Source organism: Burkholderia sp. Bp8984, from assembly GCF_003853755.1.
Lineage (GTDB): Bacteria > Pseudomonadota > Gammaproteobacteria > Burkholderiales > Burkholderiaceae > Burkholderia.
Genome location: NZ_QTQN01000019.1, coordinates 90078 through 114239 on the forward strand (window position 1 = coordinate 90078; position 24162 = coordinate 114239).

At 67.9% G+C, this 24162-nt stretch carries 21 protein-coding genes, 1 tRNA gene and 1 pseudogene; 10 read left to right on the forward strand and 13 right to left on the reverse strand.

Translation table 11 applies throughout. The features are described 5' to 3' along the window. Positions 1 to 88: 88 nt before the first annotated feature. On the forward strand, positions 89 to 490 hold the full coding sequence (locus tag DID98_RS20110; protein ID WP_124571288.1) for a hypothetical protein: 402 nt from the start codon (positions 89 to 91) through the stop codon (positions 488 to 490). A 183-nt stretch (positions 491 to 673) separates the two neighbouring features. Here DID98_RS20110 and DID98_RS20115 read toward each other — a convergent pair whose 3' ends face one another. Then, positions 674 to 1048 (reverse strand): hypothetical protein, encoded by a 375-nt coding sequence (locus tag DID98_RS20115; RefSeq protein WP_124487155.1) that lies wholly within the window; start codon positions 1046 to 1048, stop codon positions 674 to 676. Between the two features lie 143 nt (positions 1049 to 1191). Between DID98_RS20115 and eco the strand changes: the two genes are divergently transcribed. Beyond that, positions 1192 to 1692 (forward strand): serine protease inhibitor ecotin, encoded by a 501-nt coding sequence (gene eco / locus DID98_RS20120; protein ID WP_124571289.1) that lies wholly within the window; start codon positions 1192 to 1194, stop codon positions 1690 to 1692. A 116-nt stretch (positions 1693 to 1808) separates the two neighbouring features. On the opposite strand, the pseudogene DID98_RS20125 reads toward eco, so the two are convergent. Together DID98_RS20125 and DID98_RS20130 are read right to left on the reverse strand one after the other, a co-directional pair. Continuing rightward, a pseudogene (locus DID98_RS20125) lies at positions 1809 to 2147 on the reverse strand (TetR family transcriptional regulator C-terminal domain-containing protein); the annotation flags it as partial. Positions 2148 to 2291: 144 nt separating this feature from the next. Next, a complete protein-coding gene (locus tag DID98_RS20130) occupies positions 2292 to 2522 on the reverse strand; it encodes a hypothetical protein (RefSeq protein ID WP_124571290.1) in 231 nt (76 codons plus the stop codon). Positions 2523 to 2541: 19 nt separating this feature from the next. Here DID98_RS20130 and DID98_RS20135 point away from each other — a divergent pair, with 19 nt between their 5' ends. Beyond that, positions 2542 to 3660 (forward strand): right-handed parallel beta-helix repeat-containing protein, encoded by a 1119-nt coding sequence (locus DID98_RS20135; protein WP_124571291.1) that lies wholly within the window; start codon positions 2542 to 2544, stop codon positions 3658 to 3660. A gap of 164 nt (positions 3661 to 3824) precedes the next feature. Here the strand turns inward: DID98_RS20135 and DID98_RS20140 are convergent. Together DID98_RS20140 and DID98_RS20145 are read right to left on the reverse strand one after the other, a co-directional pair. Further along, positions 3825 to 3899, reverse strand: a tRNA-Arg gene (locus tag DID98_RS20140). A gap of 147 nt (positions 3900 to 4046) precedes the next feature. Beyond that, positions 4047 to 4229: a rubredoxin gene (locus tag DID98_RS20145; protein WP_006478164.1), complete on the reverse strand. Its 183-nt coding sequence runs from the start codon at positions 4227 to 4229 to the stop codon at positions 4047 to 4049. A 198-nt stretch (positions 4230 to 4427) separates the two neighbouring features. On the opposite strand from DID98_RS20145, the gene DID98_RS20150 reads away from it, so the two are divergent. From DID98_RS20150 to DID98_RS20175, 5 genes are all read left to right on the forward strand, one after another. Beyond that, entirely contained in the window at positions 4428 to 4835 is a 408-nt protein-coding gene (locus tag DID98_RS20150; RefSeq protein WP_124487169.1) for a DUF4399 domain-containing protein, read from the forward strand. 239 nt (positions 4836 to 5074) lie between these two features. Beyond that, positions 5075 to 7060 (forward strand): ATP-binding cassette domain-containing protein, encoded by a 1986-nt coding sequence (locus tag DID98_RS20160; RefSeq protein WP_185640880.1) that lies wholly within the window; start codon positions 5075 to 5077, stop codon positions 7058 to 7060. A gap of 258 nt (positions 7061 to 7318) precedes the next feature. Next, entirely contained in the window at positions 7319 to 9301 is a 1983-nt protein-coding gene (locus DID98_RS20165) for a DNA topoisomerase IV subunit B (RefSeq protein ID WP_124487170.1), read from the forward strand. Between the two features lie 62 nt (positions 9302 to 9363). Then, entirely contained in the window at positions 9364 to 11685 is a 2322-nt protein-coding gene (gene parC, locus DID98_RS20170; protein WP_124571292.1) for a DNA topoisomerase IV subunit A, read from the forward strand. A 246-nt stretch (positions 11686 to 11931) separates the two neighbouring features. Continuing rightward, a complete protein-coding gene (locus tag DID98_RS20175) occupies positions 11932 to 12390 on the forward strand; it encodes a CopD family protein (protein ID WP_044846424.1) in 459 nt (152 codons plus the stop codon). 67 nt (positions 12391 to 12457) lie between these two features. Here DID98_RS20175 and DID98_RS20180 read toward each other — a convergent pair whose 3' ends face one another. Next, entirely contained in the window at positions 12458 to 13342 is an 885-nt protein-coding gene (locus tag DID98_RS20180; RefSeq protein WP_124571293.1) for a LysR family transcriptional regulator, read from the reverse strand. Between the two features lie 113 nt (positions 13343 to 13455). Here DID98_RS20180 and DID98_RS20185 point away from each other — a divergent pair, with 113 nt between their 5' ends. Next, positions 13456 to 13902, forward strand: coding sequence for a multidrug/biocide efflux PACE transporter (locus DID98_RS20185; protein ID WP_124487172.1), 447 nt, complete (start codon positions 13456 to 13458; stop codon positions 13900 to 13902). A 43-nt stretch (positions 13903 to 13945) separates the two neighbouring features. Here the strand turns inward: DID98_RS20185 and DID98_RS20190 are convergent, their stop codons facing one another. The 7 genes from DID98_RS20190 to DID98_RS20220 form a co-directional block, all read right to left on the reverse strand. After that, positions 13946 to 15154 carry a chromate transporter gene (locus DID98_RS20190; protein WP_124487173.1) on the reverse strand — a complete coding sequence of 403 codons (1209 nt, stop codon included), beginning with the start codon at positions 15152 to 15154 and terminating at the stop codon, positions 13946 to 13948. A 207-nt stretch (positions 15155 to 15361) separates the two neighbouring features. Then, positions 15362 to 17701, reverse strand: coding sequence for an EAL domain-containing protein (locus tag DID98_RS20195; protein ID WP_124571294.1), 2340 nt, complete (start codon positions 17699 to 17701; stop codon positions 15362 to 15364). Between the two features lie 220 nt (positions 17702 to 17921). Continuing rightward, entirely contained in the window at positions 17922 to 18803 is an 882-nt protein-coding gene (locus DID98_RS20200) for a PhzF family phenazine biosynthesis protein (protein WP_124571295.1), read from the reverse strand. Between the two features lie 13 nt (positions 18804 to 18816). Beyond that, positions 18817 to 19275 carry a RidA family protein gene (locus DID98_RS20205; RefSeq protein ID WP_034190720.1) on the reverse strand — a complete coding sequence of 153 codons (459 nt, stop codon included), beginning with the start codon at positions 19273 to 19275 and terminating at the stop codon, positions 18817 to 18819. A 50-nt stretch (positions 19276 to 19325) separates the two neighbouring features. Then, complete coding sequence (locus DID98_RS20210; protein WP_124487176.1) at positions 19326 to 20507, reverse strand: PLP-dependent aminotransferase family protein; 1182 nt, start codon at positions 20505 to 20507, stop codon at positions 19326 to 19328. A 152-nt stretch (positions 20508 to 20659) separates the two neighbouring features. After that, entirely contained in the window at positions 20660 to 21568 is a 909-nt protein-coding gene (locus tag DID98_RS20215; RefSeq protein ID WP_124571296.1) for a DMT family transporter, read from the reverse strand. A gap of 55 nt (positions 21569 to 21623) precedes the next feature. Further along, the gene (locus DID98_RS20220) at positions 21624 to 22316 is read right to left on the reverse strand and encodes a VOC family protein (protein WP_124571297.1); all 693 of its coding nucleotides are present in this window, start codon (positions 22314 to 22316) and stop codon (positions 21624 to 21626) included. Positions 22317 to 22546: 230 nt separating this feature from the next. Between DID98_RS20220 and DID98_RS20225 the strand changes: the two genes are divergently transcribed. Then, positions 22547 to 24007: a PLP-dependent aminotransferase family protein gene (locus tag DID98_RS20225; protein WP_124487178.1), complete on the forward strand. Its 1461-nt coding sequence runs from the start codon at positions 22547 to 22549 to the stop codon at positions 24005 to 24007. Positions 24008 to 24162: the final 155 nt, after the last annotated feature.

Consider the following 24162-nt stretch of genomic DNA (forward strand, 5'->3'; position numbering starts at 1 on the left):
AGCACGGCCGTGCCGCGTTTCGGTGTGCGTGATACCCGTAATGGCGCGTTACCACTTGCTGCATCTATTACGGCCGGGCGCGGCCACAATGCATCGCATCCAGTACCACTTCGCGTGGGAGTCCATCATGAAAAAGATTGCCGCTGTATGTGTCCTCGCCGGTTCGCTTGCCGTGGCGGGCCCGGCGTCCGCGCATGGCCGCGACGGGGGCGCCGTCATCGGCGCGCTGATCGGCGGCGCGGTGCTCGGCGCGATCGTGACGTCGGCGATGAATCCGCCCGTCGCGTATCAGGCGCCCGTGTATCAGGCGCCGGCCTACCAGCCGCAGACGTACTACCAGGCACCGGCCTACCAGCAGCCGGCTTATCCGACCTACCAGCAGGCGCAATACCAGGACGACGGCCCGAGCTATTGCTACGACCGTTATCAGCGCGCGTACGTGTGCGGCGCGCCCGTGTCGGGCGGCTATGCGCAGCCGGCGGGGTGGTAAGAAGCGGGCACGCGCATGAGGCGCGGGCAGGTTCGGCGTTGCGTAGCCGGCCGCACGGTTTCCGGTGGAGCGGACGACAAAAGGCCCTCGCGGTGATGCGAGGGCCTTGCTTTTTGACGGTCGTCTAGCGGCTCGTATCGGCCTTACGTGGGGCGTGCGTGGATACAAACGGTTGCAATTGCGTCAGTGGCGATGGCCGCCGCCGTTGCCTTGGCCGCGCCCGCCGCCGTCGTCATTCCAGTCGGCGCGGCGTCCGTCGCCGCGGCCCCAGCCGCCGTGACGGGCGCGTTCGCTGCGGTCGCGATCCCAGCCGCCGCGGTCACGATTCCAGCCGTCGCGTCCGCGATCCCAGTCGCGGCGTCCGCGGTCCCAGTCGCGCCCGCCGCCGCCGCCCCAGATGTTGACCGTCCCGTACACGGGCGACGCCCCGTAGGCCGGCCCGTACGCGTAGCCGGGATCGGAATAGTAGGGCTGTCCGTAGCCGTATCCGGCGTCCGGACCGACGACGCACCCGGCCAGCAGCGTGGCGACGCCGGCGGCAGCAATGAGCTTCAGCATGATGATCTCCGTTGGTTTCCGTATAAGTACCGCGCGCGGGGATCGCCGGCTGTATGCAATTGTGTCGTGAAATTACAGCGCCGTAAGGTCTTGGAGCGAAAGTGTTAGCATCCAGGGCCTATTTGTTTTTCAGGAGCACATCGATGAAATTCGCGATCCGGGCCGTCCTGGCCGCCCTTTGCGTGACGACCGCCGCCGCCTGCGCGGCCGGGCCCGCATCGGCGCCCGCCGTGCCGGCCGAGTCGATCAAGATGTTCCCGCAGCCGTCGGCCGGCCAGCAGCGCGCGGTGATCGCGCTGCCCGCGCTCGAGAACGAAGGCGACGCGCGCGTCGAGCTGATGATCGGCAAGACGCTGCAGACCGACTGCAACCAGCAATGGTTCGGCGGGGAACTGACCGCCGAGGACGTGAAGGGCTGGGGCTATACGTACTATCGCCTGACCGACGTGAAGGGGCCGGCGTCGACGCTGATGGCCTGCCCGGGCCAGGCGCCGCAGCAGCGCTTCGTGCAGGTGCGCGGCGACGGCCAGCTGCTGCGCTACAACAGCCGCCTGCCGCTCGTCGTGTACGTGCCGGACGGTTTCGATGTGCGCTATCGCGTGTGGCATGCGTCGAAGGACGTGCAGCACGCCGTGACGCAGTAACGCATCGGCGCGGTCGTGCAGGGCGCTTGCCGCTGCACGGCCGCGTGTGGTTTCGCTTGCGGGCTTCTTTCCGAGGTCCGCCGTTTTATCCGCCGCTCGCGTGTGCGAGCACAGCATGCGGCCAGCGCGGCTTGCGCGACCGCCTCCAGATCGCGACGGCTCGCACCGTCGCGCGCCTGAATCGACATCCCCTGTTGCACCGTCACGTAGTAGCGCGCGATCGCGTCGAGGTTCGCATGTGCCGAGAGCTCTCCGGTCGCAACGCTTTCGCCCAGCCGCGCGTGTAACGCGGTGACGGTCTGCTCGCGCATCGCGATCAGCATTTGCCGGACCGTGTCCGAGCGCTCGGACGGATGCAGTGCCGATAGCACGATCAGGCAGCCTGCGGGTCTCGAGCGGCGCGTGAAGACGCGCGCCGTCTGCATCAGGTAGTCCTTGATGGCGTCGTGTGCCGCATGTCACCGTGATGGCGCGATGATGAATGGAAGAGGATAACGAACGGTTTTGCAGGCGCACGGCGGAATTCATTTACAAAGTAATCAAGCGTACTTACGATGACGCCAATCTGGGCTAGCGGAACTTCGTATGCGTACGGTCGATCAGGCGATGCTTGCCGCGCTGTGCCTTTGGCTTGCTGCATGCGGCGGCGGTGACGGCAGCGCGGCTCCGGCATCGCAAACCGTTGCGGGCACATCGACATCGTCCGTCGCACCTGCCGGCGCTGCATCCGGCGCATCGGCTGCATCGACGAATTCCGGCAGCCCGGCACCGACCGCTGCGTCGACCGGTGCCGCGTCCGGCGCGACGCTTCTGCCGTCCAGTGGCGCCAAACCGGTTCTGGTCGCCGATGTGACGGTTTCCCCGGCTGCCGACGGCAGCGACCAGGCCGACGCGTTGCAGAAGGCATTCGACAGCCTGCGTGCCGGCCAGCGCCTGGTCATCGCGCCGGGCCGCTACGTCGTCGGGCATTCGCTTGCCGTGACGGTGCCGCAGGCGGTGATCTCGGGATACGGCGCGACGCTGGCCGCGACGAATCCCGCCGACCAGACGATCGTGATGAGCGGCGCCGGCTCGACGCTCGTCGGCGTGACGCTGGCCGGCACCGGCACCACGCGGCTCACGACGCCCGAGTCGACCAAGGTCGAGGTCACGGGCTCGGACGTTCAGGTGCTCGGGGTGACGATCCAGGGCGGCGCGAGCGCCGGGATCTTCGTGTTCGGCGGCAACCGTATCGCGATCGTGGGCAATACCGTGCGGGCGACGCTGGCCGACGGCATCCATACGACCTACGGATCGACCAACGTGCTGGTGCAGAACAATACGGTGACCGGCACCGGCGACGATCTGATCGCCGTGGTCAGCTATCTCGGCGACGGCCGCCTGAGCAGCAACGTGCTGATCGACCATAACGCGGTATCGGGCAATTCTTGGGGGCGCGGCATCACCGTTGTCGGCGGGCAGGCGGTGACGATCTCGAACAATACGGTCGACGGCGTCGAGAAGGCGGCGGGGATTCTGGCCGCGCAGGAGGACAGCTGGAAAACCTACGGGGCTTCGAACGTCGTCATCACGGGCAATACCGTGACCAACATCCAGAACGCGAACGTGAACAACGGATTGCAGCCGACGCAGCAGGGCGCGATCGAGCTGGATACGTGGTCGGGAGCCGTGTCGGATGTCACGGTGGCGAACAACCGCGTGTCGGGTTCCGGATATGCGGGGTTCCGGGCGTACGGAAACGTGTGTTCGTTCAGCGTGACGGGCAACACGTTCTCGTCGATCGCCGGGTTGCCGGTCTCGTTGCTGACGAACGGTTGCGCGTCGAGCCAGATCGTCGTCGATGCGAACCGGCTCGCGGACGGCAGTGTGCTGGCGCTGCCGGCGGGCGCGTCGTCGACGGGGACGTTTGCCGTGACGGGCGCGAATGCGAGTCTGATGCCGCAGGTCAGGACGGGGTTGATGCGGTGACGGGGCGGTGGGGTCACAGGCCTGGCGGCCATTGGCCGGCACAGCCTGGCATACGTGGTTTCGGCGGAACACGCGGCCAGGCGTGAGGGTGGGCCCCCGACCTTTGGACGCTGTGCGTGCCGACGGCGCGATTTTCAGGCTGAGACGGAATTTCGGGAAATTGTTGGTCCCCCCGACAGGAATCGAACCTGTATCTAGCGCTTAGGAGGCGCTTGTTCTATCCATTGAACTACGGGGAGAGCCATGTCCGCGATATCGCGTGCGGAAGACGCGACCGGGACGGCGATGTGGACAGCGCGCAGAGTATAGCAAACGCGCGGCGCATCGGCGGACGGAATGCGTGCCGATACGCGCCGCGCGCCCCGGTCGTGTCCGAAAAAGCCGAATCAGAAATCGACGACGACGAAATCTTCCTTGCCCACGTCGCACAGCGGGCAGCGCCAGTCGGCGGGAATGTCGGCGAAACGGGTGCCGGCGGGGATGCCCTCGTCGGGCAGGCCTTCCGCTTCGTTGTAGACCCACCCGCAAATCAGGCAGACCCAGCTCTGGTATTCGGTTACTTCGCTCATGTGGCGCTCGGGATGATGAAAGTCGGTGACGCCGTCCGCGGCGTGGCCGGCGGACGAAAGGCGCAATGGTACCGGAATTTCGCCGAACGCCTCCGCAACGTCGTTTTAAACGTACGCATCGCGAACAACGACCGTCATCGCGCGGGCCGGGCACGCAGTGTATGCTTCGTGAGCCTTTCAATCTGAAGGAGAAAAACGATGCTCAACAAGAAGAAATGGATCGCGGGTGTGGTTTGTGTCGCGGCGCTGGCCGCGTCGACGCTCGCGCGTGCCGAGGCGCGCGTGTACTTCGCCGAGCCGAAGGATGGCGCGACGGTCTCGAGCCCCGTGCACGTGAAGTTCGGCCTTGAAGGGATGGAACTCAAGCCGGCCGGCGACATGACGCCGGACACGGGCCACCATCACCTGCTGGTCGACGGCAAGCCGGTGCCGAAGGGCGACGTGATCCCCGCCACCGACCATTCGCTGCACTTCGGCAAGGGCCAGACCGAAACCGACCTGAAGCTGCCGCCCGGCCAGCATACGCTGACGCTGCAGCTCGGCGAAGGCGCGCACCGCTCGTACGGTCCCGAGCTGAGCTCGACGATCACGGTCAACGTGAAGTAATCGCGCGTTCCGCCTGCGGGCGCCCGGCCGGGAAACTGCGGCCGGATGCCCGCCGCCGGCCCCGCATGACGCCAACGCGCGCGATGCCGGCCCCGCCCGCCGAGCGCGCGCCATCATGCCGCCGCAGCAAAAACGCAGCGCTAACGCAGCGCTAACGCAGCGCTTAAGCAGCACAAAATGATTCGCCCTCCGGCCTAGTCCATCCGGCCATCCCGGCGCAGGCGTCCGCCACCGGTACAATGGGCGCTTCCGATTTCTCTCTTCGCCGTCTCCCCATGTCGCTTTATTCCATTACCGGCGCGCAACTCGCGTTCGGTCACGTCGCGTTGCTCGATCACGCGGACTTCTCGCTGGAGGCCGGCGAGCGCGTCGGCCTGATCGGTCGCAACGGCGCGGGCAAGTCGTCGCTGCTGAAGATCGTCGCCGGGCTCGCGAAGCCCGATGACGGGCTGATTACGCGCCAGCAGGAGCTCGTGACCGTCTATGTGCCGCAGGAGCCCGAATTCGAACCCGGCGCGACCGTGTTCGACGCCGTGGCATCGGGGCTCACGCACACGCGCGAAGTGCTCGAAGAATACGATTCGATCGCGCATCGCCTCGCTGAAACACCGGAAGGCGCCGAACACGACGCGCTGCTCGCGCGGATGAACGCGCTGCAGTCGTCGCTCGATGCGCACGACGCATGGAACTGGCGCACGCGCGTGTCGATGACGCTCGCGCAGATCGGCCTGACGGACGGCGACGCACAGGTAGACGCATTGTCGGGCGGGATGCAGAAGCGCGTCGCGCTGGCGCGCGCGCTGGTGCTGCAGCCCGACGTGCTGCTGCTCGACGAACCGACCAACCACCTCGACTTCGACGGCATCCGCTGGCTGGAAGAACTGCTGGTCGCGCAGCGTGCGGGCCTGTTGTTCATCACGCACGATCGCGCGTTCCTCGACCGCGTCGCGACCCGCATCGTCGAGCTCGATCGCGGCCGGCTGCTGTCGTATCCGGGCAATTTCTCCGCGTACCAGACGCGCAAGGCGCAGCAGCTCGAAGTCGAGCGCGTGGAAAACGAGAAGTTCGACAAGCTGCTCGCGCAGGAAGAAGTGTGGATCCGCAAGGGCGTCGAGGCGCGCCGCACGCGCAGCGTCGGCCGCATCGCGCGGCTCGTGCAGATGCGCAACGAGCGCGCGGAGCGCCGCAATTCGCAGGGCAACGTGAAGCTCGACGTCGCGCAGGGCGAGAAGTCGGGCAAGATCGTCGCGGAACTGACGGACGTGACGAAGCGCTACGGCGAGCGCACGGTCGTCGACACCTTCTCGACGACGGTGATGCGCGGCGACAAGATCGGCTTCGTCGGCCCGAACGGCGCCGGCAAGACCACGCTGCTCAAGCTGATCCTCGGCGAGCTGAAGCCCGACGCGGGCACGGTGCGCACCGGCACGAACCTGCAGGTCGCGTATTTCGACCAGATGCGCGCGCAGCTCGACCAGGAAAAGAGCTTGGCCGACACCATCAGCCCCGGTAGCGAATGGGTCGAGATCGGCGGCGTGCGCAAGCACGTGATGAGCTATCTCGGCGACTTCCTGTTCGCGCCGGAGCGTGCGCGCTCGCCGGTGAAGTCGCTGTCGGGCGGCGAGCGCAACCGGCTGCTGCTCGCGCGCCTGTTCGCGCGTCCGGCCAACGTGCTGGTGCTCGACGAACCGACCAACGACCTCGACATCCCGACGCTCGAACTGCTCGAAGAGCTGCTGGCCGACTACGACGGCACGGTGCTGCTCGTCAGCCACGATCGCGCGTTCCTCGACAACGTCGTGACGTCGGTGATCGCGGCCGAAGGCGACGGCAAGTGGCGCGAATACGTCGGCGGCTTCACCGACTGGCAGATCCAGAGCGAGCGTTCGCAGCAGCTCGCGCAGCAGGAAGCGGCGAAGCGCGCGGTGAAGGAAGCGGCGCCGGTCAAGGAAGACGCGGCGAAAGGCGCGGCCGGCCGCAACGCGCAGCGCACGGTGAAGCTGTCGTTCAACGAGCAGCGCGAACTCGATGCGCTGCCGGAGAAGATCGCGGCGCTCGAGGAAGAACAGAAGACGATCAACGCGCAACTCGAAGATGGCTCGATCTTCGCGAAGGATCCGCAGGAAGGCACGCGCCTGACCGAGCGGTTCGCGGCGATCGACGACGAGCTCCTCGCCGCGCTCGAGCGGTGGGAGACGCTCGAGGCAAAGCGCAAGCCGGTCTGACGCACCACGCGTGGCGGCCCGGCGCGTCGGAGCGCCGGCCGGCAGCGCCGTGCGACGATCTTGCGGCGGCGCGCCACGCGGAACCAGTAAAATACCGCGCGTCCCGGGTCGCTCGGCGCACGCCGCGCGCCCGCTTTCGGAGCAGTCCAAGCACACCGTTGTTTCGATTCGCTTTTTTACGGAACTCAACGTTTTGTCCACGACGTTATCCACACGAGATGTGGACAACGTCCCGATGAATGACGAAATTCAGCGCCTATGTCAACGAAGAAGCCCAGCGCGGCCTATAGCGAAGCATCGATCAAGGTGCTCAAGGGCCTCGAGCCGGTCAAGCAGCGGCCCGGCATGTACACCCGTACCGAAAATCCGCTGCACATCATCCAGGAAGTCATCGACAACGCGTCCGACGAGGCGCTCGGCGGCTACGGCAAGCAGATCACGGTCACGCTGCACGCCGACCAGTCGGTGTCGGTCGAGGACGACGGCCGCGGCATCCCGTTCGGGATGCATCCCGAAGAGGGCGTGCCGGTCGTCGAGATCGTGTTCACGCGCCTGCACGCAGGCGGCAAGTTCGACAAGGCCGCCGGCGGCGCGTACACGTTCTCGGGCGGCCTGCACGGTGTCGGCGTGTCGGTGACGAACGCGCTCGCGACGCGTCTCGACGTGACGGTCTGGCGCGACGGCAAGATCGCCGAACTCGGCTTCGCCGACGGCGACGTCGTGAAGCCGCTCGCGACGCAAGGCGCGGGCCGCGGCGAGAAGAAATCCGGCACGCGCGTGCAGGTGTGGCCGAATCCGAAGTACTTCGATTCGCCGAACCTGCCGCTCGGCGAGCTGCAGCGTCTGCTGCGCTCGAAGGCCGTGCTGCTGCCGGGCGTCGAGGTCGTGCTCGTCAACGAGAAGACCGGCGAGCGCCAGGCATGGAAATACGAGGACGGCCTGCGCGGCTACCTGCTCGACGAGATGAACGGCAGCGAGCTGCTGATCCCGCTGTTCGAAGGCGAGCGTTTCGCCGATGCGCGTTCGACCGACGACACCTTCGCCGAGGGCGAGGGCGCGTCGTGGGTCGTCGCATGGAGCGAGGAAGGTTCGCTCGTGCGCGAGTCGTACGTGAACCTGATCCCGACGCCGGCCGGCGGCACGCACGAGTCGGGCCTGCGCGACGGCCTCTACCAGGCGGTGAAGAGCTTCGTCGAACTGCACAACCTGCAGCCGAAGGGCGTGAAGCTGCTCGCGGAAGACGTGTTCGCGCGCGTGTCGTTCGTGCTGTCCGCGAAGGTGCTCGATCCGCAGTTCCAGGGGCAGATCAAGGAACGCCTGAACAGCCGCGATGCTGTGAAGCTCGTGTCGTCGTTCTCGCGTCCGGCGCTCGAACTGTGGCTGAACCAGCACGTCGAGCACGGCAAGAAGCTCGCCGAACTCGTGATCAAGCAGGCACAGGCGCGCACGCGTGCGGGCCAGAAGGTCGAGAAGCGCAAGAGCTCGGGCGTCGCGGTGCTGCCGGGCAAGCTGACCGATTGCGAGACGGAAGACATCGCGCGCAACGAACTGTTCCTCGTCGAGGGCGACTCGGCGGGCGGTTCGGCGAAGATGGGCCGCGACAAGGAGTACCAGGCGATCCTGCCGCTGCGCGGCAAGGTGCTGAATACGTGGGAAACCGAGCGCGATCGCCTGTTCGCGAACAACGAGGTGCACGACATCTCGGTCGCGATCGGCGTCGATCCGCACAGCCCGGACGACACCGTCGACCTGTCGAACCTGCGCTACGGCAAGATCTGCATCCTGTCGGACGCGGACGTCGACGGCTCGCACATCCAGGTGCTGCTGCTCACGCTGTTCTTCAAGCATTTCCCGCAGCTGATCGAGCGCGGTCACGTGCACGTCGCGCGGCCGCCGCTGTTCCGCGTCGATGCGCCTGCACGCGGCAAGAAGCCCGCGCAGAAGCTCTATGCGCTCGACGACGGCGAACTCGAGGCAACGCTCGACAAGCTGCGCAAGGACGGCGTGCGCGAAACGCAGTGGAGCATCAGCCGCTTCAAGGGTCTCGGCGAAATGAGCGCGGAGCAGCTGTGGGACACGACGATGAACCCCGACACGCGCCGCCTGATGCCGGTGAAGCTCGGCGAGCTCGACTACGAGGCGACGGTTGCGCGCATGACGATGCTGATGGGCAAGGGCGAGGCAGCCGCGCGACGCGGCTGGCTCGAGGAAAAGGGCAACGACGTCGAAGCGGACATCTAAACCCGCGCGGCCGGGCATGACGCCCGGCCCGGCCTCACGCCACTTACGAATACGGAATTCAGATGGACGACAATACTTCCGATCTCTTCGCCGGGTCCGACGCACCGGAAGCCGATGCGCTGACGCTCGGCAACTACGCGGAGCAGGCGTACCTCAGCTACGCGGTCAGCGTCGTGAAGAGCCGCGCGCTGCCCGACGTGTGCGACGGCCAGAAGCCGGTGCAGCGCCGGATCCTGTTCGCGATGAACGAAATGGGCCTCGGCCCCGACGCGAAGCCGGTGAAGTCGGCGCGCGTGGTCGGCGACGTGCTCGGTAAATACCACCCGCACGGCGACCAGTCGGCGTACGACGCGCTCGTGCGTCTCGCGCAGGATTTCTCGCTGCGCTATCCGCTGATCGACGGACAGGGCAACTTCGGCTCGCGCGACGGCGACGGCGCGGCGGCGATGCGCTACACCGAAGCGCGGCTCACGCCGATCTCGAAGCTGTTGCTCGACGAGCTCGACCAGGGCACGGTCGACTTCATGCCGAACTACGACGGCTCGTTCGAGGAGCCGAAGACGCTGCCGAGCCGCATGCCGTTCGTGCTGCTGAACGGCGCGTCGGGCATCGCGGTCGGCCTGGCCACCGAAATCCCGTCGCACAACCTGCGCGAGGTCGCGGCGGCGGCGGTTGCGCTGATTCGCAATCCGAAGCTTTCGCACGCGGAGCTGATGAACCTGATTCCCGGCCCGGATTTCCCGGGCGGCGGCCAGATCATCTCGAGCGACACCGAGATCGCGGCGGCCTATGAAACCGGCCGCGGCAGCCTGAAGGTGCGCGCGCGCTGGAAGATCGAGGATCTCGCGCGCGGCCAGTGGCAACTCGTCGTCACCGAGCTGCCGCCGAACACGTCGGGCCAGAAGGTGCTCGAGGAAATCGAGGAACTGACCAACCCGAAGCTCAAGCTCGGCAAGAAGACGCTCACGCCCGAGCAGCTCAACACCAAGAAGGCGATGCTCGACCTGCTCGACGCGGTGCGCGACGAGTCGGGCAAGGAAGCGGCGGTGCGGCTCGTGTTCGAGCCGAAGTCGCGCACGATCGACCAGACGGAATTCGTGAACACGCTGCTCGCGTACACGAGCCTCGAATCGAACGCGACGCTGAACCTCGTGATGATCGGCGCCGACGGCCGGCCGGGCCAGAAGGGGCTGCTGACGATCCTCGACGAGTGGGTGAAGTTCCGCCAGCTGACGATGACGCGCCGCTGCCGCCATCGTCTCGCGAAGGTCGACGACCGCATCCACATCCTCGAAGGGCGGATGATCGTCTTCCTGAACATCGACGAGGTGATCCGCATCATCCGCGAGTCGGACGAGCCGAAGGCCGCGCTGATGAGCGCGTTCGGCCTCTCCGACCGCCAGGCGGAAGACATCCTCGAAATCCGCCTGCGTCAGCTCGCGCGGCTCGAGAAGATCAAGATCGAGAAGGAACTCGAGGCGCTGCGCGACGAGAAGGCGAAGCTCGAGGAACTGCTCGCGAACGAAAGCGCGATGAAGCGGCTGATGATCAAGGAGATCGAGGCCGACGCGAAGCAGTACGGCGACGATCGCCGCACGCTGATCCAGCAGGAAAAGCGCGCGACGTTCGAGGCGAAGGTCGTCGACGAGCCGGTGACGGTCGTCGTGTCGCAGAAGGGCTGGGTGCGTGCGCTGAAGGGCCACGGGCTCGACCCGGCCGGCTTCACGTTCAAGGCCGGCGATCACCTGTACGCGGCGTTCCAGTGCCGCACGCCCGATCGCCTGATCGCATGGGGCAGCAGCGGTCGCGTGTACTCGGTCGACGTGTCGGTGCTGCCGGGCGGGCGCGGCGACGGCGTGCCGGTCACGTCGCTGATCGAGCTCGAATCGGGCTCGCATCTGATGCACTACTACGCGGCGCCGGCCGATCAGCAACTGCTGCTTGCGTCGAGCAACGGCTTCGGCTTCCTCGCGAAGGTCGGCGACATGGTGAGCCGCGTGAAGGCCGGCAAGTCGTTCATGACGATCGATGCAGGCGCGGTGCCGCTCGCGCCGATGCCGGTACTGCCGAACGCGACGCAGGTCGCGTGTCTGTCGAGCGGCGGCCGTCTGCTGGTGTTCGGGATGGACGAGATGAAGACGCTGTCGGGCGGCGGCCGCGGCGTGATCCTGATGGCGCTCGACGACAAGGAAACGCTCGTGCAGGCGCTCGCGATCGACCCGGCCGGCGTCGTGCTGATCGGCACCGGGCGCGGCGGCAAGGCGCAGGACGAGACCCTGTCGTACGCGGGGCTGGCGCCGCACGTCGGCAAGCGCGCACGCAAGGGCCGCGCGCCGGAAACGAAGCTCAAGGTCGTCAACGAGCTGCGTCCGCTGCTCGGCTGACGCCGCATCCGGTCGCCGGCTCGACCGGCATCGAAGGCCGCACCTCCGCTTCGGCGGGCGTGCGGCCTGTTTGTTTTGGGGCGACGCATGCAGGAAAGCGAGCGTGGCGCCGTCACGCGGAACTTGCAAATATTGTGAAATACCGCCGGGGGTCTGAACCGACCGGCGGTCCGCCGGTCGAACGTCGCTCGAGACCGCGCGTGACGCGGCTGTTCGTTGCACTCAACTCATAACAGGATTGCCGCCATGTCCCACGCTGTTGCCGTCGCGCTGTTTCTTCATCTGCTGGCCGTCGCCGTGTGGGTGGGCGGGATGGTCTTCGCGCACTTCTGCCTGCGCCCGGCGCTGTCCGACCTGACGCCACAGCTGCGGCTGCCGCTGATCGAGGGCGTGTTCGGCCGCTTCTTCAACTGGGTGTCGGGCTCGGTGATCGTGATCCTGCTGTCCGGCGGTTTCCTGCTCACGGCCTTCGGCGGCGCGCACGCGACGTGGACGCTGCATGCGATGGCGGGGCTCGGCGTCGTGATGATGCTGATCTTCGGCCATATCCGCTTCGCGCTGTTCCCGCGCATCCGCCGCGCGGTGCAGGCGCAGAACTGGCCGGACGGTGCGCGCGCGGTGAACACGGTGCGCCTGCTGGTCGTCGTCAACCTCGTGCTCGGCGTCGTGACGATCGGCGCGGCCGTGCTGTCGCGCGGCTTCTGATCGCCTCGCCGGCCTCTGATTTCGCGGCGCCGTTCGGCGCTCGCCGCCGGCGCGGTGCCGCGCGCCGCTACGCGGCCAGCATCGCGTCGAGCAGCCACGCGCCGGCCGGGCCGAGCGGCCGGTTGCGCGACCACACGGCATCGACCCGCACGCGTCGCGGCCAGCCGCGCGCGCGCAGCTCGCACAGCCGATCGCGCGCGAAGTGCTCGACCATCCAGCGCGGCAGCTCGGCCCAGCCGAACCCCAGCACCGCCATCTCCAGCAGCATCAGGTAGCTCGGCGCGAGCCAGCGCTGCGTGCCGACGACGATCCGGTCGGCAGCGCCGCGATCCTCCGGTTTCACATACGTATTGAGGCGCAGCTCGCGCGAGTCGCGCAGCGCCGCATGCGGCACGTCGGCGTCGCCATAGGCCGCCAGCGCGTGCGTGCGCCCGACGAACAGGCCGATCTCCGACTCTTCCGCCACCGTCGCCGCGCCGATATCGGGCGGATAGACCGCGCGCGCGGCCATCAGCCCGAGCTGTGCGCGACCCTGCTGGATCAGGTCGAGTACGTCCTCGTGCTCGGCAATCTGGCATTCGAGCTCGAGCGCCGGAAAGCGCCGCTCGAGCGCCATCAAGGTTTCCTCGTAACGCTTCGACTGGTACGTGTCGGACACGACGAGCGTCAGCCGCGCTTCCTCGCCCTGCGCGAGCCGCGCGGCGGTGCGGTCGATTGCCGCGCCGGCCTCCAGCGCGCGCTGCACCTGCGGGAGCAGCGCGCGGCCGGCATCGGTCAGCGTCGGCGCGCGCGTCGAGCGGTCGAACAGCTGCACGCCGAGATCGATCTCGAGGTTCGCGATCGCTTCGGACACCGTCGACTGGCGCTTGCCGAGCTTGCGGGCGGCGGCCGTGAACGAGCCGAGCAGCGCGGCTTCGGCGAAGGCGAGCAGGGCTTCGGGGGCGTGGCGCATGCGGCGAACCTCAGGGTTTTATATCGGTAAAACCGATGATATCAAACTGGATTCGCGCGGTTTCGCCGATCAAAATGCCCGGCATGGATTGTACGAACGCATCGGAGGGAACCATGAAACAGATCAACAAAACGGTGACGGAACGTCTCGTTCATGCGCTGACGTTCGAGCTGGTGGCGATCGCGCTGTGCGCGCCGATCGGTGCGTGGCTGCTCGACATGCCGGTGTCGCACGTCGGCGTGCTGACGGTGATGGTGTCGCTGATCGCGATGGCCTGGAACATGACGTTCAACACGCTGTTCGACCGCTTCGAGCGGCGGGCGGGCCTCACGCGCACGCTCGGCATGCGGATCGCGCATGCGGTCATGTTCGAGCTCGGCCTCGTCGCGATGGTGGTGCCGGTCGCTGCGTGGTGGCTGAACGTGAGCCTCGTCGAGGCGCTGCTGCTCGACCTCGGCATCGTGCTGTTCTTCCTGCCCTACACGTTCTGCTTCAACCTCGCGTACGACGCGCTGCGCGCACGCTGGGCCGCACGCCGCGTCGCGGTACCGGCGGGCTGAGCCGCAAGCGTCCGGCGGCGGGGGCGGCGACCGGGGCCAGCCGTCAGTGGGCGACGGCCCACAGCCACACGCCGCATGCGATCGCGACCGCACCGTAGACGGCATACACGGGCACCTTGAAGCGCGTGAAGCACAGCGTCGCGAAGGCGCCCGTGAGCCAATAGACGGGATCGGCCGGTTCGCGATGCAGGATCTTCACGACGGCGACGACGAGAAAGCCCGTCGTCGCCGCGCGCAGCAGGCGCATCCCGTGCTCGAAGCGCGAATGGCGCTTGAGCCGGAACAGATGGTTCTGCGCGAACACGACGAGACATCCCGACGGAATGAACAGCGCGGCGGTCGCGAGCAGCGCACCGCTCCAGCCGTCGGTCAGGTAGCCGAGAAACGGCACGACGTTCAGCAGCGGGCCGGGCGCCACCGGCGACAGCGCGAAGGCGAGCGTGAAGTCGCGATCGGAGATGCCGGTGGCCGGCGACACGAACAGCGTCTTGAGCACGGGCAGCGCGGAGAAGCCGCCGCCGAACAGCGTCATGCCGGCGCCGGCGAGCCGCGGCCACAGCAGCGTCTCCTGGTAGTCGCCGGGCAGCGGCAGCGCGAATACCGCGACGAGTACGGCCAGCAGCACGAGCAGGTTGCGGTCGCGTTTCGACAGCGTGACGTCGACCGTGGCGTGTTGCGGCGGCCCGGTGAGCCAGCCAGCTGCAAACGCCGCGAAAAGAATCCCGACGAAAGCGGCCGGACTATGCGCGAAAGCGAGCAGAATCGTCGACAGCGCGGCGATCACCTGTTCGAGCCGCGTGCGCGCGAGCGCGCGCCACTGCTTGACCCACGTGACGCCGATCAGCGCGGCAAGCACCATCCCGAAGTGATTGATCAGCACCGGCGCGGCCAGCGAGCGCACGACCGGCGTGCGGTAGAAGATCGCAAACAGCGTCATCAGCACGGAGAACGGAAGGACGCTCGCGATGCCGGCGACCCAGGCGCCTGCGCGGCCGTGCAGCGTCTGGCCGACCTGCACGGCGACATTACAGCCGACGGGGCCTGGCACAAGCCATGCAAGGGCGACGAAATCGGCGAATACGTGCGGCTCGATGCGCTGCCACCGCTCGACGTAGTGGCGTTCGAGCTGCGCCATCATCGAAAGCCCGCCCCACGACAGCGCGGAAATGCCGGCGACGACCTTGAACAAGGCCCACAGGGATGCCTGTGCCTGTTCGACACGTTCGGCCGCTTCGACTTCGACGGTGGTCATGATGGTGTTGCGGTTGGCGCCGGGCCTGGTCTCGCGCATAGGGACGTGCCGGCGGCCCGCCGACACGATGGCCCTCCCGATTGTCCGCCGCGAGTCATGACACTGCCATGCGCGAAAACGCTAGTAAATGAACTAAACAACCGCATCGGAAGCCGAAATGATCGATGTGCTGCGCAACATGGGCCGTGCGGGTTGCAGGTTGCGGGTTCAGGCGCCGGTGCTGCCGGTCGCGCGGTGCGCGAGGACGTTCGGCCGGTTGCCGCGCACGCCGAAGCGCGCGATCAGCGCGGGGATCGCGTCGGCCGGCACGGGGCGCGAGAACAGGAAGCCCTGCGCCTCGATCTCGCCGAGCGCGGACAGCCATGCGATCTGCTCCTCGGTTTCGGTGCCTTCGACGACGACCGTCAGGCCGAGCGAGCGCGCGAGATGCACGATCGACGACACCATCACGCACACGCTGCGATCGTTCGGGATCGCCTGCACGAACGAGCGGTCGACCTTCAACGTATCGACGGAGAAGCGGTGCAGGTACGACAGCGACGAGTAGCCGGTGCCGAAGTCGTCGAGCGCGATCCGGATGCCGAGCTTCTTCAACGCGACGATCTTCTCGGACACGAGCTCCGGATATTCCATCATCGCGGTCTCGGTGATCTCGAGCTCGAGCCGGTTCGCGTCGATGCCGGTGTCCTGCAGCGCCTGCGAAATGGTCTCGATCAGGTCGCCGCGCCAGAACTGTACCGGCGAGATGTTGACCGCGAGCGTCAGCGTGTCGTGGCCGTCGTCGCGCCAGCACGCGATCTGTTCGCACGCGGTGCGGATCACGAAGTCGCCGATCGGCACGATCAGGCCCGTCGATTCGGCGATCGAAATGAATTCGTTCGCGGAGATGACCCCGTGCTCGGGGTGATCCCAGCGCGCGAGCGCCTCGAAGCCGGTGATCGTGCGGTGCGTCAGGTCGATCTTCGGCTGGTACGCGAGGAACAGCTGCCCGTCGGCGAGCGCGACGCGCAGTTGCTGTTCCCAGCGCATCAGGTGATCCGCGCGATGCGACAGGTGCGGCGCGTAGAACTGGTAGCAGTTCTTGCCCGCATCCTTCGCGCTGTACATCGCGAGGTCGGCCTTCTTCAGCAGGTCGATTTCGCTTTCGTTCGCGACGGTGTGCAGCGCGATGCCGATGCTCGCATGCAGCACGAACGAACTGCCGCGCACGTCGAACGGCTCGCCGAACATCCGGATGATCGCTTCCGCGAGCCGCACCGCGCGCCGTTCGACGTCGTCGCCCTTCATCACGACGACGAACTCGTCGCCGCCGATCCGTGCGAGCGAGCCTTCGTCGCCGACGGCATCCGACAGGCGCGACGCGGTCATCTGCAGCACGATGTCGCCGGCGTTGTGGCCGAGCGTGTCGTTGACGGTCTTGAAGTTGTCGAGGTCGATGAACAGCAGGCCGAGCCGCGACAGGCTGGCCGGCATCGACACGTCGTTGCGCAGCCCGCGCAGGGTCGCGTAGCGGTTCGCGAGGCCGGTGAGCAGGTCGTATTCGGCGAGCTGGGTCATCTCGCGCTCGCGGCCGAGCAGCTTGCCGATCAGCCCCGTCGCGACGCCGAAGAACGCGAGCATCGCGAGCGTGATGAAGCTCGTCATCAGCAGGTAGACGTTGCGCGTATGGTAGTAGTCCGCGTATTCCTCGGTCTGCGACAGCCCGACCATCACGGCGAGCGGGTAGCCGTCGAGGTGGCGGTACGACACGATGCGCGTGACGCCGTCGATCGGGTCGATGATCGTGCCCGTGACGCGCTCGGCGATCGGGTAGACGCCCGATGCGGAGAACGCCCCCGGTGCGTTGTTGAGCGAGCCGGTGCGCCGCGCGAGCACGGCACCCGTATCCGACACGACGGAGATCACGCCTTCCTTGCCGATCGCCGCGTTGTTGTAGAAGTCGTTCGTGAAGTAGCTCGGGTCTTCCGACACGACGACGATGCCGGCGAAGCTGCCGTCCGGGTTGTTCAGGCGCCGCGTCATCTGCAGCGTCCAGTGGCTCGACACGCGGCCGAGCACGGGCTTGCTGATGTACAGGCGATCGTCGTTGTGCGCGAGGTGGACCTTGAAGTGCTCGCGGTCGGACAGGTTGATCGGTTTCGGGTGGAGTTCGGCCGTGTTCGCGAACAGGATGCCCTTCGCGTTGACGAGCGAAACCTGGATCAGCGTGTCGCTCGGCACGACGCCTTTTTCGACCGTGCTCGCGAGGTTGAAGCGCGCGGGCGATTTCTCGAATTCGAACTTGACGAAGCGGGTGATCTGGTCGACCTGGTGGATCGCCTTGACCGTGTGCTGTTCGAGCGCGGACGACAGGATCGCCGCGGAAGCCGCCGCTTCCTTGTACGCGCTGTCCTTTTCGACCGACAGCCGCGCGATGATCACGGCCCACAGCAGCGCGAGCGCGAGCATCCCGAGCAGCGGGATCGCGAACAGCGCGCGCCGGCGCGACTTGCGTGGCGCGCGTAGCGGCCGGTTCGGCGGCGGGTGGTTTGACCGGGCGGAGCTCATCGAAGAGGGCGGCGTCCTGCTCGCGTGCGCCATCCCGCGTCGGGATGGCCGGCTATGGTTGGGGTCGCACCGGCGTCTGTTCGTACGCGGGATGCGCAACCATGGACAGACCCGCCGAAGCGACGGATTAGGCCCGATATTACTGGCTGGAACGTTTTTGCGATAGCCGGGGGAATCGTAGGGCGCCGGCCGGGCCGGCGCCATCGCACATCGCGAAATGTTACACGGGGGACCGGAAGGTGCCGTCGACGACCGTGACGACGTGGCCGCCGATCCACGTGGTGCCGTCTTCGGGATAGCTGACGAAGATGCGGCCGTCGCGGCCGATCGCCGTGCCCTGGCGGGCCGTATACGACTGGCCGGGGCGGCGTTCCTGCCGCGTCAGCAGCCCGGCCAGCGCGGCGTTTGCGCTGCCGGTGACGGGGTCCTCGCCGAAGCCGAAGTCGCCGCCCGTCATCAGGCAGCGGATTTCGAAGGTCGCGGGGCCGCCTTCGGCATGCGGCGCGTAGACCGCGAGGCCGTCCGTGCCGTAGCGGCGCGTGAGCGCCGCCAGCGCGGCCGGATCGGGCGCCAGGCCGATGCACGCGTCGGCCGACTTCAGCCGCACGACCAGCCACGGCGCGCCGTTGTCGATCGCGCACGGCTCGGCTTCCAGGTCGATCGCGTCGCTGCGCAACGCGGCCACCAGTGCCGGGTAGTCCGAACGGTCGAGCGGCGTGAACCGTGCCGGCGGCGCGGCAAATGCCCAGCCATCGGCCTGTTCGCGCAGTTCGACCAGGCCGACCCCGCATTGCTGGACCAGCCGGCCCGGCGTGCGCGGCCGCGCGCCGCTTTCCAGGAACGCATGCGCGGTGCCGAGCGTCGGGTGGCCGGCGAACGGCAGCTCGCCCGCCGTCGTGAAGATCCGCACGCGGTAGTCGGCGCCCGGATCGGTCGGCGTGCAGACGAACGTGGTTTCCGACAGGTTCGTCCAGCGGGCGATCGCGAGCATGGCGTCGTCGCCGAGCGAGTCGGCGTCGAACACCACGGCGAGCGGGTTGCCCTTGAACAGCACCGACGTGAACACGTCGACCTGCTTGAAGCGGACGAGACGACCGGTCACCTCGATGCCCCCGTTACGCGACTTCGGCGATCAGTTCGATCTCGACGCACGCGCCGAGCGGAATCTGCGCGACGCCGAACGCCGAACGCGCGTGCTTGCCGGCGTCGCCGAACACCTCGGCGATCAGTTCCGACGCACCGTTCGTCACGACGTGCTGTTCGGTGAAGTCGAGCGTCGAGTTGACGAGGCTCATCAGCTTCACGATGCGCGTGACCTTGTTCAGGTCGCCCGTGTGCGCGTGCAGCGTCGCGAGCAGGTCGATCGCGATCGCGCGCGCAGCCGCCTTGCCGTCTTCCGTCTGCAGGTCGGCGCCGAGCTTGCCGGCCCAGACCTTGCCGTCCTTCTTCGCGATGTGGCCCGACAGGTAGACGGTGTTGCCGCTTTGCGCGCTCATCACGTAGGCGGCGGCCGGTGCGCCGGCGGTCGGGAGCTCGATGCCGAGCGACTTCAGCTTGTCGTAGACGTTAGCCATGGATTCGATTCCTCGTGGATCGTAGAGAGTCGTGACAGGGAAAAAGCGGATCAGAGACGCTCGCGCAGCAGCTTGCCGAGGCGCGCGACGCCTTCCTCGATCTTCTCCGGCGGCACCGTCACGAACGACAGGCGCAGCGTGTTCTGCTGCGGGTCGTTCGCGAAGAACGGCGCGCCCGGCACGAAGGCGACGTGGTTGGCGACCGCGGCCTCGAGCAGCTTCATGCTGTCGATCTGCGCGGGCAGGTTCACCCAGATGAACATGCCGCCGTCCGGGCGGTTCCACGTGACGCCTTCCGGCATGTGGCGCGCGAGCGACGCGAGCATCGCCTCGCATTGCGCGCCGTACAGCTGGCGGATCGTCGGGATGTGCTCGTCGAGGAAGCCGTCCTTGATCACTTCGTGCGCGATGCGCTGCGTGAGCGTCGGCGTGTGCAGGTCGGTGGCCTGCTTGGCCTGCACGAGCTTGAAGTGGAGTTCCTCGGGGGCAATGATGTAGCCGATCCGCAGGCCCGGCGCGAGCACCTTCGAGAACGTGCCGAGGTGCACGATATGGTCGGGCGCCATCGACAGCATCGTCGGCAGCGGCTCGCCCTGGTAGTTCAGTGCGCCGTACGGGTCGTCTTCCAGCACCGGGAACGGGCTCGACTGCGCGAACGCGGCGAGCGCGCGGCGGCGCTCGACGGGCAGGCGGCGGCCGGTCGGGTTCTGGAAGTTCGGCTGCGCGTACAGGAGGCGCGCGCCTTGCGTGAGCGCGGGCGTGAGGCCTTCGGGCAGCAGGCCCTGCTCGTCGGTCGGCACCTGCACGTAGCGCGGCTCGTACAGCGAGAACGACTGCAGCGCGCCGAGGTAGGTCGGGGTTTCGACGAGGATCGGGCTGTCCGGATCGATCAGCGCCTTGCCGAGCAGGTCGAGCGCCTGCTGCGAGCCGGTCGTGATCAGCACCTGCGACACGCGCACGCTGTAGCGCTCGGCGATCCATTCGCGCAGCGGCAGGTAGCCTTCGGTCGCGCTGTACTGGAGTGCGGCGGCGGGCGCATCGCGCAGCACGCGGTCGGCCGCGGCGCGCATGCGCTCGGCCGGGAACGTCGCGGGAGCGGGCAGGCCGCCTGCGAACGAGATGACCTCGGGGCGTTCCGTGACCTTCAGGATCTCGCGGATCGCAGAGCTCGTCAGCTTGCGGGCGCGTTCGGAAAGCTGCCAGTGCGGCGGATGCAGGTCGCTCGGATTCATAGTCTCCTCGTTCGGATATCGTGGTCAGTCAAGAAAGGTCGGTCAGGCAGATTGCGTCGACGCAGCCGGGTGGGCGTGCGGGAGCGCGATCGGGCCGTCGCGGCCGGGTGGGCAAAACCGTTCAGGCAAAACGGACATTATGGCGCACCTCATCAACCGGCGCGAGCGGGACGCGGGGCCGTGGCCACCGCCGAGCGCCGGCCGAGCATCACGGTCGCGATCACGGCGGCCGCGAACAGCCAGGTCGACGGCGTCACCGTTTCGCCGAACAGCAGCGCGGAAAAGGCGATCGTGAAGAAGATCTGCAGCAGTTGCACCTGGCCGACGCGCGCGATGCCGCCCATGGCGAGCCCCGCGTACCACGCGAAAAAGCCGATGAATTGCGAAAAGAGGGTCACGTAGCCGAACGCGAGCCACGTGCGCAGCGCGAGCGGGGCGGGGTGCGCGACGTGCTGCGTCCATGCAAGCCAGCCGACCGGCAGCACGAGGAACGGCGCGGACACGACGAGCGCCCAGCAGATCACCTGCCAGCCGCCAATCCGGCGCGCGAGGCGCGCGCCTTCCGCATAGCCGAGCGCGCCGATGCCGACCGCGACGAGCATCAGCGCGTCGCCGGCCTGCACCGTCCCGCCGCCGTCGCGCAGCGCGAACGCGATCACCAGCGCGCTGCCGGCCAGCGCACTGGCCCAGAACGCCTTCGACGGCCGTTCATGCGACAGCCACGCCGCGTACAGCGCGACGAACAGCGGCTGCAGGCCGTTGACGACCGCGCCGTGCGACGCCGGCACGGTCTTCATCGCCCACGCGGAGAACACCGGATACGCGATGATCACGCCGGCCGACACGACCGCGAGGCTTTTCAGCTGCGCGCGGGTCGGCAGCCGTTCGCGGCGCCACCACAGCAGCAGGCCGGCCGGCACCGACGCGGCGAGCGCGCGGCCGAGCCCGTTCAGCAGCGGGTTGAGTTCGGAGACGACGATACGCGTCATCGGCAGCGTGAGGCTGAAGATCATCACGCCGATGAGGCCGAGCAGCATGCCCCGGGTTTCGCGCGAATTCATGGACTGGGTGTCTCCGTATTGCAGGGTTCGGGTAATCGAAAGGGCGCCAGGGCGGTCAGCGCAGCGTGCGTGCGCCCTGCGGCGTGTCGAATTCGGCGACGAGCGCCGGCGGGCCGTCGCCGGTGTCGAGGTCGAGCAGATGGCCGGCGCCGAGCCAGTCGAGCTGCTCGCGGACGGCATCCGCACGCGGGTGGACGCCCTTGAGCGCCTTCAGCGCGACGCCGTTGTCCGGCAGCGATTCGGCCGGATGGCGCGGGCTGTCCCACTGGATCAGCGACGGCACGAGGCCGTCGCCGGCGCCTTGCCATGCGGGGAACGCGCCGTCGTCGGGCACCGTGAGGCCCCAGCTCAGGTCGCCGCGCCGCATCGCGACGACCGGTGCGATGCGCGTCGGGTACTGGCTTTGCCACAGCGCGAGCCGGCGCGGGCGGTCGACGCGCGCGACCCAGTGCGCGAGGAACGGGCCCTGCGCGAGCCGCGCGTGCATCGCCGGATCGTCGAGGCCGAACAGCCGCGCGCGCGGCGGCGTGGCGTCGTCGCCTGTCGCGGGCGCGTCGGGATCGATCGCGATCACTTCGAGGTACAGCCCGCCCCACGCGCCAAACAGCGCGTTGTGGGTGCGCATCAGCGGATGGCGGCCGCCGCCGGCCGGTTCGATGCCGAGCGCGTCGGCGACGTGGCGCACGCCTTCGTCGAGCGTACGCGCGGCGATCACGAGATGGTCGAGGGTCAGGGAGCGGGCTGGCATGAACGTCGGTCGGGAAGCGAAAGTGTCATGGTGGGCGGGCGACGCGCGGGACGGTTGGGCGGCCGGCCGGTGCGCGGCCGCGAATGCAGGCCGGACGGGGCTGCGCCGCATACGGCAGGGCCGGAACGGCGGCCGCACGATCGCCATTCCGGTCAACTGTAATCGTCGGCACCGGCACAGTAACGGTACAATCGGCGCGATAGCCTTCGGTACAGTTGGAGCCGCCGCCCATGTCCACCGTCCCACTCGCCCAGATTCCCGCGCCGCACGATACGGCCACGCTCACGCTCGTCGACCAGCTCGTCCAGTGGGCGCGGCGCCGCATCGACGAACGCGTGTTCCGGCCCGGCATGCGGATGCCGTCGATCCGCAAGCTCGCGCTCGACAAGAGCGTGTCGCGCTTCACCGTGGTGGAAGCGTACGAACGGCTCGTCGCGCAGGGCTACCTCGACTCGCGGCGCGGCTCGGGCTTTTACGTGCGCGAGCGCACGGCCACCGGCCCGCTGCCGGCCGACAACGTGGTGCGCGTGGCCGAGGCCGCGCCGGTGCACAACACGATCGACGTGGTCTGGCTGCTGCGCAACATGCTGCATACCGCCAGCCCGGAAAAAGGGCCGGGTCTCGGCTACCTGCCGGGCCGCTGGCTCGACGGCGAGCTGATCACCGGTGCGCTGCGCGCGCTCGGGCGCCAGTCCGGCGCGCAGATGCTCGGTTTCGGCACCGCGCAGGGTTTCCTGCCGCTGCGCCAGCAGCTGCAGACGCGGCTCGCGGAAGTCGAGATCGGCGCGAAGCCCGAGCAGCTCGTGCTGGTGTCGGGCATCACGCAGGCGATCGACCTGATCTCGCGGATCTACGTGCGGCCCGGCGATGCGGTGATCGTCGGCGATCCCGCGTGGTTCCAGATGTTCGGCCGCTTCGCGTCGCAGGGCGCGCAACTGGTCGGGATGCCCTATACGCCCGACGGCCCCGATCTCGACGCGCTGGAAACGCTCGTGCAGATGTGGCGGCCGAAGATGCTCGTGATCAATTCGGTGCTGCAGAACCCGACCGGCACGTCGCTGTCGGCCGCGCAGGCGTTCCGGATCCTGAAGCTCGCGGAGGCGTACGATTTCCTGGTCGTCGAGGACGACGTGTACGGCGACCTGTGCCCGCCGAGCTATTCGGCCACGCGGCTCGCGAGCCTCGACCAGTTGAAGCGCGTGATCTACCTGGGCAGCTATTCGAAGACGCTCGCGGCGAATTTGCGGGTCGGCTATGTCGCCTGCGCGCCGGAGATCGCGAAGGCGGTCACCGACCAGAAGATGCTGGTCGGGATGACGACGCCGGAGCTCAACGAGCGCGTGTTGTACAAGATCCTGACCGAAGGGCACTACCGGCGCCACGTCGAGCGGCTGCGCGCGCGGCTCGACGGCGTGCGCGACAAGACCGCGCGGATGCTCGAGCGTACCGGGCTGCGGCTCTTCACGATGCCGGCGGCCGGGATGTTCCTGTGGGCCGACACGGGCGTCGATTCGGATGCGCTCGCGGCCGCCGCGCACGAGGAAGGCTTCCTGCTGACGCCGGGGAGCCTGTTCTCGCCGCAGCAGTCGTCGTCGACATGGACGCGCTTCAATGTCGCGAACTGCGGCGATCCGGCGCTGCCGGGGTTTCTCGCGCGCTATATCGAATCGGCGGCGCGGCGCGCGTCGTGACGCCGGGCGGCACGCCGCCCTTGAAATGCGCTCGCCCGTCCCCAGATACCCGCGCAAACCGCCTGCGCCAGGCGGTCGTCCTTGACGGGCCCGCCGGCATCGCGCGCCGGCGCACCCGCGCTACACCATTCAAGTTCAAGTAAGAGGAAACAGCA